General features: G+C 31.2%; 16 protein-coding genes. 7 read left to right on the top strand and 9 right to left on the bottom strand.

What is annotated here, in order from left to right:
• Nucleotides 1-284: 284 nt before the first annotated feature.
• Both ACAM25_RS04170 and ACAM25_RS04165 read right to left on the bottom strand, forming a co-directional pair.
• Nucleotides 285-629 carry a nucleotidyltransferase domain-containing protein gene (locus ACAM25_RS04170; protein WP_369611082.1) on the bottom strand — a complete coding sequence of 115 codons (345 nt, stop codon included), beginning with the start codon at nucleotides 627-629 and terminating at the stop codon, nucleotides 285-287.
• Entirely contained in the window at nucleotides 607-900 is a 294-nt protein-coding gene (locus tag ACAM25_RS04165; RefSeq protein ID WP_369611081.1) for a HEPN domain-containing protein, read from the bottom strand. The genes ACAM25_RS04170 and ACAM25_RS04165 overlap by 23 nt, the downstream gene beginning before the upstream one ends.
• A 203-nt stretch (nucleotides 901-1,103) precedes the next feature.
• Here ACAM25_RS04165 and ACAM25_RS04160 point away from each other — a divergent pair, with 203 nt between their 5' ends.
• The 4 genes from ACAM25_RS04160 to ACAM25_RS04145 are packed head-to-tail and all read left to right on the top strand — an operon-like array spanning nucleotide 1,104 to nucleotide 3,531.
• The gene (locus ACAM25_RS04160; RefSeq protein ID WP_369611080.1) at nucleotides 1,104-1,436 is read left to right on the top strand and encodes a hypothetical protein; all 333 of its coding nucleotides are present in this window, start codon (nucleotides 1,104-1,106) and stop codon (nucleotides 1,434-1,436) included.
• A 6-nt stretch (nucleotides 1,437-1,442) separates the two neighbouring features.
• Complete coding sequence (locus tag ACAM25_RS04155) at nucleotides 1,443-2,324, top strand: ABC transporter ATP-binding protein (protein WP_369611079.1); 882 nt, start codon at nucleotides 1,443-1,445, stop codon at nucleotides 2,322-2,324.
• On the top strand, nucleotides 2,317-3,060 hold the full coding sequence (locus ACAM25_RS04150) for a hypothetical protein (RefSeq protein ID WP_369611078.1): 744 nt from the start codon (nucleotides 2,317-2,319) through the stop codon (nucleotides 3,058-3,060). The genes ACAM25_RS04155 and ACAM25_RS04150 overlap by 8 nt, the downstream gene beginning before the upstream one ends.
• Nucleotides 3,061-3,063: 3 nt before the next feature.
• Nucleotides 3,064-3,531, top strand: coding sequence for a hypothetical protein (locus ACAM25_RS04145; protein WP_369611077.1), 468 nt, complete (start codon nucleotides 3,064-3,066; stop codon nucleotides 3,529-3,531).
• Between the two features lie 280 nt (nucleotides 3,532-3,811).
• Here ACAM25_RS04145 and ACAM25_RS04140 read toward each other — a convergent pair whose 3' ends face one another.
• A complete protein-coding gene (locus tag ACAM25_RS04140; RefSeq protein WP_369611076.1) occupies nucleotides 3,812-4,558 on the bottom strand; it encodes an exodeoxyribonuclease III in 747 nt (248 codons plus the stop codon).
• A 75-nt stretch (nucleotides 4,559-4,633) separates the two neighbouring features.
• On the opposite strand from ACAM25_RS04140, the gene ACAM25_RS04135 reads away from it, so the two are divergent.
• Entirely contained in the window at nucleotides 4,634-6,385 is a 1,752-nt protein-coding gene (locus ACAM25_RS04135; RefSeq protein ID WP_369611075.1) for a DNA/RNA helicase domain-containing protein, read from the top strand.
• Between the two features lie 2 nt (nucleotides 6,386-6,387).
• Here ACAM25_RS04135 and ACAM25_RS04130 read toward each other — a convergent pair whose 3' ends face one another.
• Together ACAM25_RS04130 and ACAM25_RS04125 are read right to left on the bottom strand one after the other, a co-directional pair.
• Nucleotides 6,388-6,522 carry a hypothetical protein gene (locus ACAM25_RS04130; protein WP_369611074.1) on the bottom strand — a complete coding sequence of 45 codons (135 nt, stop codon included), beginning with the start codon at nucleotides 6,520-6,522 and terminating at the stop codon, nucleotides 6,388-6,390.
• Between the two features lie 41 nt (nucleotides 6,523-6,563).
• Complete coding sequence (locus tag ACAM25_RS04125; protein ID WP_369611073.1) at nucleotides 6,564-8,264, bottom strand: PQQ-binding-like beta-propeller repeat protein; 1,701 nt, start codon at nucleotides 8,262-8,264, stop codon at nucleotides 6,564-6,566.
• Nucleotides 8,265-8,568: 304 nt separating this feature from the next.
• On the opposite strand from ACAM25_RS04125, the gene ACAM25_RS04120 reads away from it, so the two are divergent.
• Entirely contained in the window at nucleotides 8,569-9,423 is an 855-nt protein-coding gene (locus ACAM25_RS04120) for a translation elongation factor (RefSeq protein ID WP_369611072.1), read from the top strand.
• On the opposite strand, the gene ACAM25_RS04115 is transcribed toward ACAM25_RS04120, so the two are convergent.
• Nucleotides 9,418-9,759: a YidH family protein gene (locus ACAM25_RS04115; RefSeq protein WP_369611071.1), complete on the bottom strand. Its 342-nt coding sequence runs from the start codon at nucleotides 9,757-9,759 to the stop codon at nucleotides 9,418-9,420. The two genes, ACAM25_RS04120 and ACAM25_RS04115, sit on opposite strands and share 6 nt — an antisense overlap.
• A gap of 17 nt (nucleotides 9,760-9,776) precedes the next feature.
• Nucleotides 9,777-10,688 carry a sodium:calcium antiporter gene (locus tag ACAM25_RS04110; protein WP_369611070.1) on the bottom strand — a complete coding sequence of 304 codons (912 nt, stop codon included), beginning with the start codon at nucleotides 10,686-10,688 and terminating at the stop codon, nucleotides 9,777-9,779.
• Between the two features lie 137 nt (nucleotides 10,689-10,825).
• Between ACAM25_RS04110 and ACAM25_RS04105 the strand changes: the two genes are divergently transcribed.
• Nucleotides 10,826-11,455, top strand: coding sequence for an HAD family hydrolase (locus ACAM25_RS04105; RefSeq protein ID WP_369611069.1), 630 nt, complete (start codon nucleotides 10,826-10,828; stop codon nucleotides 11,453-11,455).
• Here ACAM25_RS04105 and ACAM25_RS04100 read toward each other — a convergent pair.
• Complete coding sequence (locus ACAM25_RS04100; protein ID WP_369611068.1) at nucleotides 11,436-12,548, bottom strand: MFS transporter; 1,113 nt, start codon at nucleotides 12,546-12,548, stop codon at nucleotides 11,436-11,438. The two genes, ACAM25_RS04105 and ACAM25_RS04100, sit on opposite strands and share 20 nt — an antisense overlap.
• Nucleotides 12,545-13,399 (bottom strand): lysine exporter LysO family protein, encoded by an 855-nt coding sequence (locus tag ACAM25_RS04095; RefSeq protein ID WP_369611067.1) that lies wholly within the window; start codon nucleotides 13,397-13,399, stop codon nucleotides 12,545-12,547. Before ACAM25_RS04095 ends, ACAM25_RS04100 begins: the two co-directional genes overlap by 4 nt.
• Between the last annotated feature and the right edge of the window lie 70 nt (nucleotides 13,400-13,469).

Genomic DNA, 13,469 nt, shown 5'->3' with positions numbered 1-13,469 from the left:
GATTCATTTCGAGAATTTTGAGCTATTTTAGGCAATGTAAGATGGATTAAAAACTTATAGGCTTACTAACGTTTCGTTAACGTATAACGATTTAAAGTTATAATAAATCTACTTTCTTATTTGTTTAGGAGAGTACCCGTGGTATAAATTATTTCTATTTTGGTATTAATTTATATGATCTTTTCTTTGTATCTTCTTATAGAAATTATAGTTTTCTTAACTTTGTGCCTAAACGAAGGGACAATTGATGCACTGTTCTCATTTAATGATATATGTAAGAGGACTTAATCCACCTTAATTAATTTCTTTGCAATTGTAAAATATAACTTAGCTTTATCATCATCAACGACATGAAGTTTAACTGGTGAATCAAAGGGCAAACCGTGTTTATCAACAGCATTAAAGAAAATTCTCTTTCTTAAATTCATTATTTCTTTATCTTCTAACTTATAATTAAAAACGATTAATATATCTATATCACTTAATACTGTGATCCTATCTTCAGCAACTCCACGAAAAACATAAACCTCAGCATTAGGATAAATCTCTTTGGGAGTCTTAGCTATATTTTTAGCATGTTCTCCCCATCTAGAAAGATGTTTAAACCTATCCTTCACCCAGCTTAGCACGTTTACTTACCTCTTCCAGTTTACTTATGATCTTTTCCACCAACTCTATCAATTCGTCAGCTTGTGTTTTATCATACTCAATATCTTCATAATGTGAATCAATATAAGAATCTACAAGGTCTTTTAGTTTATCTCTATGTTCTCTTGATAACTCTTCTATCTCTTTAGCTAAATCTTTATACTCGTTTTCTCTCAATAATTTAGTTAAAGTAGAAAGCATACTTCTTATTTCATGACTTTTTAATTCTGAAGCAAAGAGGACATCCTTCAAGTACAACCATAGTGTTCACTAATAGGTATAAGTTTGAAGCATTTACTATATAAAGGTTTGAGGAAATATTTACGTAAATGAATTTCGAAATAATTAAGAAATTCATAGAAATAATTTACCTTTTCACACGTTAAAAATTCACTTCACTTAGCAAAGCAAAATATTTAAACACTAGCTATGATTATTTTAGGGTGACCCTAAAATTGAGAAGGAAAAAAGCTATAGATTTTATCCTAAGACCAATCTATCAAACTAAAGATATACAAGGATATAATTGTGAACTCATAAAGACAGAGAAAGGGTTTGTACAACTTTTATGGAAGAAAGAGAATGGAAAACTAATCCTTAGATACTCTCCAACTACTTGCTTAACACAAAAAGTTGCCTTAGAAGCACTCTGTGAATGGATTGAAAATGGAGAAGTAAATAATTATGAAGAAGCAATTAAGAAGCTTAAATCAATAAAAGGATATATAGTAACAGAAGATGTAAAAGAATTAACTAAAGAAATTTTCTACTTACTAAAACATTTATAACTTCTCATGGAAATTTACCATGTGATTGAACTTATTAATGTAGTGAAGAAATTTAACGAAAAACCAGTATTAAAAGGGGTTACATTTATTGTTACTAAAAACTCAATCACAGGTTTTATTGGTCCAAATGGTGCGGGTAAAACTACAACTATTAAAATCCTTTCCGGTTTACTAAGAAAAGACGGGGGAATTGTAAGAGTTCTAGGTGAAGATCCTTGGGATAATCCCAGAGTTAAGGAGAGGGTATCAGTAATCTTTACTAAATTGCCTTACCCTCCTAATGACTCAGTTGAGGAATATCTTAATGATTTAAATTCTATTTATCACGGTGATCTGAAGTCTCTCATTAAGGAATTCAACTTAACTGAACATTTGAAAAAGAAGATTTCTCAACTTTCATCTGGGCAAGCACAAAAAATACAATTAATAGCTGCACTTATCAAAAACCCGGAATTAATAATAGCTGATGAACCAACGGCAAATTTAGATCCTAAGGCTAGGATTGAGTTTTATGACTTAGTGAAGAAACTAAACAAGGAATATGACGTAACTTTCTTTATATCTTCTCACATCCTTTCAGAATTAGAAAAAGTAATAACTCATGTTGTATTTATCAACGACGGGATCGTAACAGCACAAGGGGAGATAAATGAGGTTGAATCAGTATTTAATTCTGAGGAAATAATTTTACTGGTTAAAGATAAGGAAAAAGCATTGGAAGTACTCAAAAAATATAATCCAGTCTCTGAAGGAGCATATATAAAAATAAAAGGAAAATTAAGGGAAATTGTTGATATATTAGATGATAATGGAATAGAAATACTTAACGTTAGAAAGACTAGTCTTGATGATGTATTTAGAAAACTTAGCGGTGAAAACAATGAGTAGCACAATAAGCGTATTCAAAATCCTTTTCAAGGAAAGATACAAGGATCCAACGTTACAGTTAATGTTACCAACAATATTAATAGGCAATATTTTCATTCCAGCTTTTCTAGAGAAAGGAGGATTTCAAACTTATGCATTGGTTGTTGCTTTCATTCCAATTATTAGTTTATCAGAAACTGTTGCCTTTGCTTTAGCTTTGAGAAATATAATATTTGTCCTTGGAGACCATTTAACTAGTGGAAGTATTGTGTCTTTTCTTATGATGCCTATTAAGAGAAGAACTTTCTTTTTGATGAGCTATTTCCTTGACGTTATCTTACCGTATCTCATGTGGCTAATAATTAATGTATTCTACTTAATGGATATTGGTTATTGGAACTTTATGACACAAATACTAACAGCATCATTTACTGCTGGTTACTTCTTCTCAACTAACGTAATTTTATTCTTAACATTAACAATAAGAAGTAATGGGGCAACAACTTTAGCCTCAATGTTCATTTTAGGATCAATTTTCATCGTTGGTGGATTTGGAAACTATAGTCTACTATCTACAAATCCTTCTGTACTCTCAATTACGTCGTTTTTAAATCCTTACCCTCTTCTTTTAGCTTATGCAATTTCCTCCAATGCAACTTACTTAGGTTACGCGATGAGTGGTGTTTTAATTGATTTTATTCTAGCTGTGATCCTTCTTATAATCTCCTTTTTAATAATGCTAAGAATGGAGGTATAAAAAATGATTAGATTGGAACTTTTGTCTTTATCTATGTTTATCACACTTCTAGCCTTAACTACTGCATCAATCTCAACACCAGTTCATTTAGTGTATAATTTCCAAACACTAAATCTTTCAATTTCACCCCTAGTCGAAAATGGTTATATTACTATTACACAAAACAAAACTGATATTATTAGTGAAATTCAAATAAATGGAATCATAGTTAATGTAACTTCATCATCTCCATATACTATCTCGCTTAAGCCTGGAGATTACTCATTTATAATAATAAAGGAATGGTTATATAACGCAACAACAAATAATTTCACTGAAATTCCAATAAAGTATAACGCAACAGCTAAAGTAGAAATTACAAAACTTAAATTAGTCTTACACTCAACATTACTTTATTATTCAAGTATTATAGGGTCTATATTATCTCTGATTGTCTATGTTGTTAGAATATTTAAGAAGAGAAAACTTTAGTTTATTATAAAACAATATCCTTTACTCTAACGTTTTTCTTACGAATGTGTATATTGTAAATACAGTGTTCAGCTTAACTCACACTTCATGACTCTATTCAGGCGGACGCCGTAAGCTTCATCTGAGAGCAAATTTTTAACGTCACTACAATAATGCAGATCATTAGAGGCTTATTTACATATAGATAACGTTACTCAATCCATGTTTTAGTGTCTAAGTAATTAAAATATGTCATTAACTATGTCTCAACCTATTCTGAGCGCTTTGGAAATAAGATTTGTTAGCTTATTTCTAATAAAATTGGAGCGTGATCAGAACCCATAACTTTTTCTAATATGTCAGCCTTTTTCACTCTTTTCTCAAGCTCTTTAGAAACTACGCAATAATCTATTCTCCAGCCAATATTCTTTTCTCTAGCATGAAATCTATATGACCACCACGAATAATGCCCTCCTTCTTTAACAAATAATCTATATGTATCCATGAAACCAAGTTCAAGGAAATGAGAAAACCATTCCCTCTCCTCTTTAGTAAAACCTGCGTAACCTTCATTTTCTTTAGGCCTAGCTATATCTATCTCTTGATGAGCAACATTAAAGTCACCACAAGCAATAACTGGCTTTTTCAAAGAGAGGACAAATCTCTCAAATTCACGATTGAAGGAAAGTTTAAAATCAAGTCTTTTTAATTCAGCCCCACCTGCATTCGGAAAATAAGCATTTATAACGTAAAATTCTGGTAACTCAAGTGTGATAACTCTTCCTTCATTATCAAATTCCTCTTTACCTAAGCCTAAAATAACTGATAATGGTTCAACTCTAGTCATTGTCATTGTTCCACTATAACCCTTAACTTTTGAAGGAAAAATTATGATTTCATATCCTAAATCCTTTAACTCCTCTGGGATTTTATCTGTCTTAATCTCTTGGAACATCAAAATGTCAGCATCAAAAGATTTTATAGTGTCTATGAATCCCTTTTTTATAATTGCTTTTAGCCCATTTACGTTCCATGAAATTAGTCTCATAAATTAATATTTGCCTCACACATTAAGAGTTTAACATTCTTAATCTTTATATGTTGTAAGTATAATAGAAATTATGTGGTATTACCAGTAGTATTTTACAAACTTGACGGCCTTGATGAGATGGTTAATACGATGATTAGTGAATATGAAAATACTTTTAACGAAGAACCAAAAATAGAGAGAGTAAACTCATGGAAATCTTCCCTTCAGTTCCTCTTAAAATCAAAAATTACTCATCCAGTAATTGCTGAGTATCCAATCTTTTCAGAGTATGCAGATTTTATTTTCCTTAACGACAATGAAGGAATTGTCGTTGAGGCTAAAGGATGGAGAAGAGTAAAAAAGATTGATGAGTATACTGTAGAAGCAGACGGACAGTTAAGACAAGATCCTTGCATTCAATTGAAAAATTATGTGAGCAAACTGAATTATTTCCATCCTATGAAGATTAAGTTCAGAGGAATTTTACTTCTTTATAACACTAGCGATTATAGCACATCAGAGGATTGTTTAATTATTAGAAAACCAGATGAATTAAAGAGGGAAATTGATAAACTAACTTTGCCCTCTCAAGATAAGATTTACAATTTCATAAATAGTATACTTACAATTACTAAAGATCTTATTTCTTTGCTACAAGGAATAAGTGATCAGCAGATACTATCAGATTTTACTAATACTCTTTATACAAACGGTTACGGATTAACACAAGAACAGTTACTGCTAATAGAAGACATTCTCGATTCTGTAAAAAAGAATATAGATAAAACTTACTTAGTTAAAGGAGGTAGTGGATCCGGGAAAACATTAGTCGCAATAACATTATTTTTTGAGGCATTAAGACATGGATATAATGTAGTTCTTGGATACAAAAATAATAGGTTATTAAATACGTTAAAATACATTTTGGAAAAACATTACAAAACTAGACCTTTAACGGGATTGATAAGATTTTATTCTACTGGTAGAGTTAAACCAGCTGGAATAGGTGATGATGGCTATAATGAAACTCATGATTTAGCAGTTTTTGATGAAGCTCAAAGAATGACAACTAAAGTTATTGAGAATACTCAGAAAAGGGCTAAGGTAAAAGTTTACTTTTTTGATGAAGAGCAGATTTTACTTGGTGAAGAAGAAGGCACAGAAGCAAACTTCATGTCTATTGCTAGTAAATACTCGATCGTCGAAAAAAGAGGTTTGACAGGCTCTTTCAGAATGCCCTACACTTCTCTTATCGAGAAGTTATTAAATGGTGAAAAAGTTGAACTACCTAGTTCGTTCTTCAAAGTTTTCACTGACATTGAGGTTATGTTAAACGAATTAAGAGAAAAGCCAGGGAAGAAAGCATTGGTTTGTGCATTTACTGAATCGGAAGGGGATCTAAAGAATAAAAAATCGATAAAAAACGTTAGAATCGGCTATCCTTTGCAATCTGGCTTTGATTTATATAAGGGAAAGAACTTACATATAACTTGGCTAATGGATGCAAAAACTGAATACCCAAGGTATTGGAGTGGACAACTTGATCCCTTATCATATTGTGCATCAGTTTATGGTGCTCAAGGATTTGAGGCTGATTATGTAGGCGTAGTTTGGGGAAGAGATTTAGTTTGGAGAGAAAAATGGGAAATAAATCCAAGTGTAATAACTGATAATGTAGGCGGGAATAGATTTTCACTTAAACAAATTGCTAAAAAAGATAAAGATAGAGCATTAACTTTGCTAAAGAATAGATACTACATTATGCTTACGAGAGGAATAAGAGGAGTTTACATATTCTGTGAGGATGAAAAAACAAGAGATTACTTACTTAGCTTAATTAAGTAGCCTTACTTATCCTCCTTCATCTTTTCTATTACTATCACATCATTAAGATCTATTCCAGATTCTTTAAGTACTCTCATCATACTTTCTTCATCTGGAAATATTACGTCTAGAGTTCCTATTTTTACCCAGACTGGCATGATAAAAAAGGGAAAATATGAATAGGAGAGAAAAATGAAAGTTAAATTAAATCTGAGAGTGGTATTGCAAATACCCAGTTATAGCTATTATCTACAAATACTGTTTGACCAACTACGACAGCATTAACTATTCCAAACCTACCTCCTACGTAATAACTCTTTATTAGCATTCCGTTACTTGCATTATATACATCTATATAAGCTCCGGCTGGTTCTATTAAATACCCATCAATAATTACTGGATTAGCTCTACCACCACCAGCTCCACTTGGAGGTCCTTGAACATTTGGAATCTTTGCAACCCATAATACTTTTCCATTACTTTCATTTAATGCAAATACCTCATTAGCTACTGGAGTACCTACATATACTACTCCGTTGTAAATTGTAGGTACTCCTCCTTTAAATGCTGGTGGTACATAACCTCTTGCTAATTGTTCTATCCATAATAATTTTCCATTAGTAGCATTTAATGCAAATACTGCAAAACCAACAGTCCTATTAGTTTTATTGAAGTTTACAATTGTACTTTGTACTACAATTCCGTTTTTCTCATCAACTGCTGGTGATACATCACCCATACCAGTGTTAAATGGAGTATAACCTTTAGGCAAAGTGAAATGCCATACGATTTCACCATTTTGTACATTGATAGCTATTAATTCTCCATAAGGTGGTACTGCTAATGTGAAACCCATTATTGCTATTGTTGTTCCATTAGGAAATACATAATAGTTTGTTGAGCTCATTGAGTCAAAAGCTGATACTCCTACATAATCCCTCCAAACTACTTGTCCAGTAGTTGCATTTAATGCAACTATATGCCCAGAACCATCACCATAAATTAATAAACCATCTATATAAGCTGGAGTTGGCATTACATTACCATCATCAAAGTGAACCCATAATAATTGTCCATTAGTTGCATTAAATGCATATACCGCACCATAGCTATAACCTCTAATGACATTCTTGTAATTCCCAGTAATTACAGCAAATATGCTGTGGGAAGCTGAAAATCCAGCATCACCAACAGATACATAAACTATTGGTCCTTTTGATGTATTAACTACTATAGGATTACTCATTACTGAGTTTGCTGTAGTTGCTGACCATATTAATTTACCAGTGTAAGCATTTATTGCATAAAGTTCGTTAGCATCAGATGGAACATAAATTATTCCATCAAAATATGTTACTCCCACAGCATCACCAACTAACTGAGTTAAGATTACTGGTGCAGTCCTATTTCCTAACGCTTGATATGCTGGAAATGGCGCGTTTAATGGTAAGGCATTCATCTGCATAAATGACCAATTCACTGCAGGGAAATTAATATTAATAACTGATTCATGAGCTTGCTGATATGCATAGACTGTCCAATTTCCTATGGTAGCAGGATCTTTTGGCAAATTACTAGGATAATAAGTTACTATTGTCCACCATGGTAAATAACAATTACCATAATTATAGTAAGTGTATTGATACCACTTCATAGAAGAATTTTGATAGGCCGTTATAGTAACTTTTTCATCTACACCAGTTAATGGTGATTTCATCGTTATAGTCGCCGTAGTCATTGCAATCCCCTGGGGTTGCGATAATGTTTGTGTTACCGTTTGAGTAGTTGTTTGTGTAACTGTTTTAACTTTACTTGACGGTTGATGAATTAAATAACCTACTCCTATTCCAATTACTAAACCTATTAGAAGAAATACTACTAATAATGCTTTTGTGTTCATTTTAGATCAAGTCAGTCTCAAGTGGTAACTTTTTAAATTTTAAGATAATAAGTAACATGCGTAAATTTTATTAATATAATTGTTTTTATAAATAATTTACAGATCTTTTAGCCATAAAAATCATATAATGTTCAATAATTTACATATTAAGTATATTTGGTTTTTATCTTAAACAAGTAATACAGATTATTATCTTTTAAAAGAAAGAAGAATTAAATAAAAGAATTTAAAAAATCTTTTAATTGTAGAGGCTTAGTTTCGCCTTAAAGAATAACTATATAATTCCCACGTATTACTTTCATTTATGTTTAAAGGTTCAATCATTACGATCCTTTCGTCTGATGAAAATGATGCAATTAATTTAGCTGAAAAATTAGGTAAGAAGACAGAAAATCAAATTTATTATAGAAGAATTGGAGATTTAATAAGATCTGTTTTAGTTCCATCTCCTCAGAAATTATTAGATCAAGCCGAAGCATTATCACTATCAACAACATTTTATTTAAGAATTCCTAAAATTACAGCCGTTGAGGCTGAACTTGCTTTATTAGCTGAGGCGTCTGGAATTAAAGGGATAGTTTTACCAGATGATGTTGAAAATTTTAGTAAATTCTTTAAAGAGCTTACTATTTCATCTATGGTTGATGAGTTTAAAGAAATTGACATTGAACCTAAAGATAAGGGCTATGTTTACATTGATAGGGCCTTTAATGTTAAAGGTGTAGGTACGGTTGTCTTAGGCTTTGCATTAACAGAAGTAAAAGTTCATGATAAATTAATTGCTTTACCTATGAAGAAAGAAGTTGAAGTTAAGAGCATTCAAGTTCTAGATGAAGACCAAGAAGGTGTTTTACCAGGGACAAGAATAGGTTTTGCACTAAGAAATGTTAAACTAGAGGAGATTGAAGGAGTTACAGCGTTAATTAAGCCAGGCTTAAAACTTACTGATAAAATTAAATTTAAGAAATTTAAATGGGCCTCAGATGCCCAAAATGTTCATGTTATCGCGGGAGGAATAAAAGTAATGGGTAGTATAAAAAATAATGAGGAAATTATCTTAAATGGTGAAATACCAGTATCAATAGAAAGAGGTATAATAATAAATATTAACGCTAAACCTAAAACGCCTAGAGTTTTTGGTTATGCTGAAATCTCATGATACACTTACGTATAAGCTTACGACCAATGCTATAGCTAAGATTGTTAACAGAATTGTATATACTATCATAGGAGTAAGCCTAGGTGTAAATGTCTCTTTCTTTAGTTCTTTTTCTTGTTCTACATATTCATAAAAACCGTATAAGAGAGTTGCAATTCCCATAATAATCATTATGACTCCACCTAATAAGGATGTTGAAGAAAGTTGTTGGTGAACTAGTATATGAAGAAAAATCTGAAACTTTGCTATTACAAAACCGAAACCCATTAATGCTATAGCTGTTCTAACCCAGGCAAGAAAGGTTCTCTTATTTGCTAAATGATCTCTTGCACTCATGAATTTAGATTTTTATATCAGAAATATAAGGTCATGGTAGCGATAAAGAAATAAAGAACTAGTAACACAACGCTTTCTTTAACTCCTAATTTTTTATCCATTAAAATCATTATTGCAATAAAGTTAGCAATAACTGTTGCTATAAGTTCTGTTACACCAGGCATTAATGATATATCCGAAAAAATCCCTATTACAGCTAATAATACTGTTGCATTTTCTATTTTACTTCCCACAAAGTCAAAAATAGCTAATGAGCCACCAGAGTCTGAAGAGTGAGCTAACCTTATAGCTGAAAAAGTCTCCTCTAATTCTCCAGCTAAAGGAGAAATAATTAAAGCTAACCATATTGAAGGTACTCCAAGTTCCTTAGATAAATCGACTATTTGTTCTACGAAAGGTTCTGAAAACAATATTAAAATAAAAGCACCAACAACTAAGTATATAACAGCTTTAAGAATTTCTTTTTCATCTAAATCTCTCTCTTCTCTTACAAATTTTCTTACTCTATAAGTTGCATAATAGAAGTAAATTGCTAACAACGGTATGGCTGTAAAAATATTTAGATGTCCATAAATCAATATAGCAATTAAAGCAATAGTAGTTAATATTAAGAACTTGTGTTCTACTGAATAATCCTCATTAATCTTAAGATTTTTTTGCCATCTTAAGTAGAAATATATTCCTAAAAATCCAATTCCAAAGGTAAATAGAAGTACATTTCCACCTATGGCAGATCCTAAAGCTACATAAGGCTCTTTTCTGAGTGTTGCAACTATTACAAAAATTGTTTCTGGTAAAGCGGTAAGTAGCCCCATTATAATTCCGCCAGCCATTCCTTGTCCCATGAAAGCCTCTAATTTCTCTGTTCCCCTAGCTATTAGTTCTGCTGAAAGAGCAAGAAATATAAAGATTATTATTAATTCTAGCAACCTATTACTATTTTTGTTCAATACCCTTTAAGCTTTATGAAAACAATAATTAAATGTTATAACTCTACTTGTACTATTTAAAAATTTCTTTTAGGTTAATTTTATAAGAATTTACGAGATAATGAAAACAGAAATCAATGATAGTTTCCTTAGATATGGGAGATACTTTAATCGCTTTTACACCAAGAAAATATGAAAAAATCTACGAAATATTAAAAGATAACGGCTATATATTCTCGTTAAAGAAAGTATATAAAGCTTATATAAGAACTATGGCAAAACATTATTTTCCAGATTCTAATGGTGTTAATCCCTTTGATTTAAGGGATTTCTTTTATGAACTAGGAATTAATCCTTCTAATGAAAAATTAGTAAAGGAAATTAAAAAAATCGATAGAGGAGAAGAATACTGGGTATATGATGAGGTAATAGATTTTTTAGAGAAATTAAAGTCAAAAGGACATAAGTTAGTTTTAGTCTCTAATGCAACGCCTAGAGGAAAAGAAGTTTTTTATAAGCTAGGACTAAATAAATACTTTGATTTCACTATATTCTCTTTTGAAGTTGGTCTAGTAAAACCAAACCCTAAAATATTTTCTTTAGTGATTAGAAATTTCGGAAAACCTAGGTTTCATATTGGTGATATATACGAAATGGACATTAAAGGAGCAAGAGATGCTGGAATAGAAGGAATTTTACTAAATAGATTTAATTTCTATGAATTCGGCGTAAAAAATTTAAAAGAAATTAAATTTTTAGAAGAGTAAAGTACATGAGAGAAGAGATTAGTATAATTATACCACTTAAAATCCAAAGGAAAAAGTAACCAAAAGATAGTATTACAAAAGATGCTACTAAAGGAGCTATAATTCCACTACTTTGCCAAAAGAAATTTGCAAATCCAGTTACACTACCAGCCTTTTTACCTCCTATAATTGAAACTGCCGTAGAGTTTGCCGGAGTAATTATAAACCTAATGAAACCCATGAAGGTGGAAATGATCATTATAGAAATGGAGGAGATAAAAAAGGATAGTAAAATTGTAAGAAGACCGTAAAATAACTCACAAGACGATAGCGTGAGTTTTACTCCAATCTTTTTTATAATATAACCAGCTATAATCGTAGAAGGGATTCCAGCTAATGCTAATAAGGAATATGCAAATCCAGCTATATAATCATTAAGACCAATGAAAAGAAAATACTTGTATGCATAAAGTGTAATTATCCAATAAGCTAAAAAGAACATAAAGCCAGCTAAACTAACTATTATCACGTTTTTATCTTTTACTACTATTTCTCTTTTTAATTTTTCTCCTCTTTTTTTATCAAAAGATAAATAAGTTAAAGCTGTTACAAAAGAAATTATTGCAATTAAGTAATATGAAAATCTCCATCCAAGATTTATACTTATATAAGGTAAAATTAGTCCGGCAATAACAATTGATAATGGCCAAGCTAAGCTATAATATCCAATTGCTATGGGTAATTCTGATCGGGAGAAGTTAAGTGAAAGAATCTTTATTGTAACAGGGTAAATCCAACCAGCAGATAGTCCCATTAATAAACTAGCTATATACTCTATCACTATGGAATTTGCAACTCCAGAAAGAAATGAAGAAATGCTAAGTCCAACTAAACTTAATAAACCAATATTCCTTGGAGGGAATAAGTCAGACAGAAGACCTGCTGGTATTTGAACTATAATATAACCAGCAAAGAAAAGCGAAAATATTATACCATCTGCAACGACTGTAGGTTTAAGGGAGGAATATACTGAAACAATACTCCAAGCTATTCTTGAAAAATAACTTAAAAAGAAAGATAAGGAAGATATAAAAACTATTAGCCACTTTTTCATAAAATCACCATTAATGGTAAAATCACTGGGACTAGAAGGGTCAAGATTAAACCATTAACTAAGGCTCCTATAGCATATTCATTTCCAAGAAGGTCCACATAAAGTGGTAAAGTTACATCCATGCTAGTTGCACCGCCAACAGCAATAGCACCTATAGGAGATGCTTTAACCCTAAAAAATAAGGGAACTAAAAGAAAAGTAAGTTGTTCTCTAAGAAAATTTACTAAAAAAGCAAATACTCCTACTGTAGGTCCATAATATTTAGCTAAAAAAGGACCAGTATAGGAATACCAACCAGAACCTAAGGCAGTAAGTAAGATCTCTTTGAAAGGATAAAAAGGAGATAATAGAATAGCAGAGACAACTGCTCCTAAAACGTCAATCACAATAGAAATTACAGCTAATCCAGATATTCTCTTTAAAATATTAATCTTCAAACTTTCTCCTATTTGCAATCCTATAACTATAACTAAAGCATATAGTTCATAATCAATTATTTCATCAAAGTTTACGTTTATCTTCACAAATATTCCTAAAATTAATCCAAGGATTAACGGAGTAAGATACTTTATTTGTCCTTTCCAATCTATTTTTCTCCACTCAGATTTACCAGAAATAGTAAAGAAGATTCCCATAAAATATGTAACAACTACAATTGTTAACGAAGTAGCTAATGAAGTAAGTAAAACATAAAGAATTGTACTCCCACTTACCTCAATTCCTCCCCAGAATGAAATTGTAAATATTAAGATTACAACTACAATATCAGAAACTATCGAAGGAAGTTTAACAAACTTCCCAATCACAATTGAAATAACGTAAAGTAATATAAACGTAAGGAGAAAGTACATATTGTAAGTGAGGGTTAGACGTATTTATATTTTCATCTCTTAGTAAGTTTTTTAAGGTTGAAAAACTGCT

The organism is Sulfurisphaera javensis (assembly GCF_041154675.1).
In the GTDB taxonomy this organism is placed as follows: Archaea; Thermoproteota; Thermoprotei_A; order Sulfolobales; family Sulfolobaceae; genus Sulfurisphaera; species Sulfurisphaera javensis.
The sequence above is the reverse complement of the archived record's forward strand: the minus strand, read 5'-3'. Positions and strand labels throughout refer to the sequence as shown.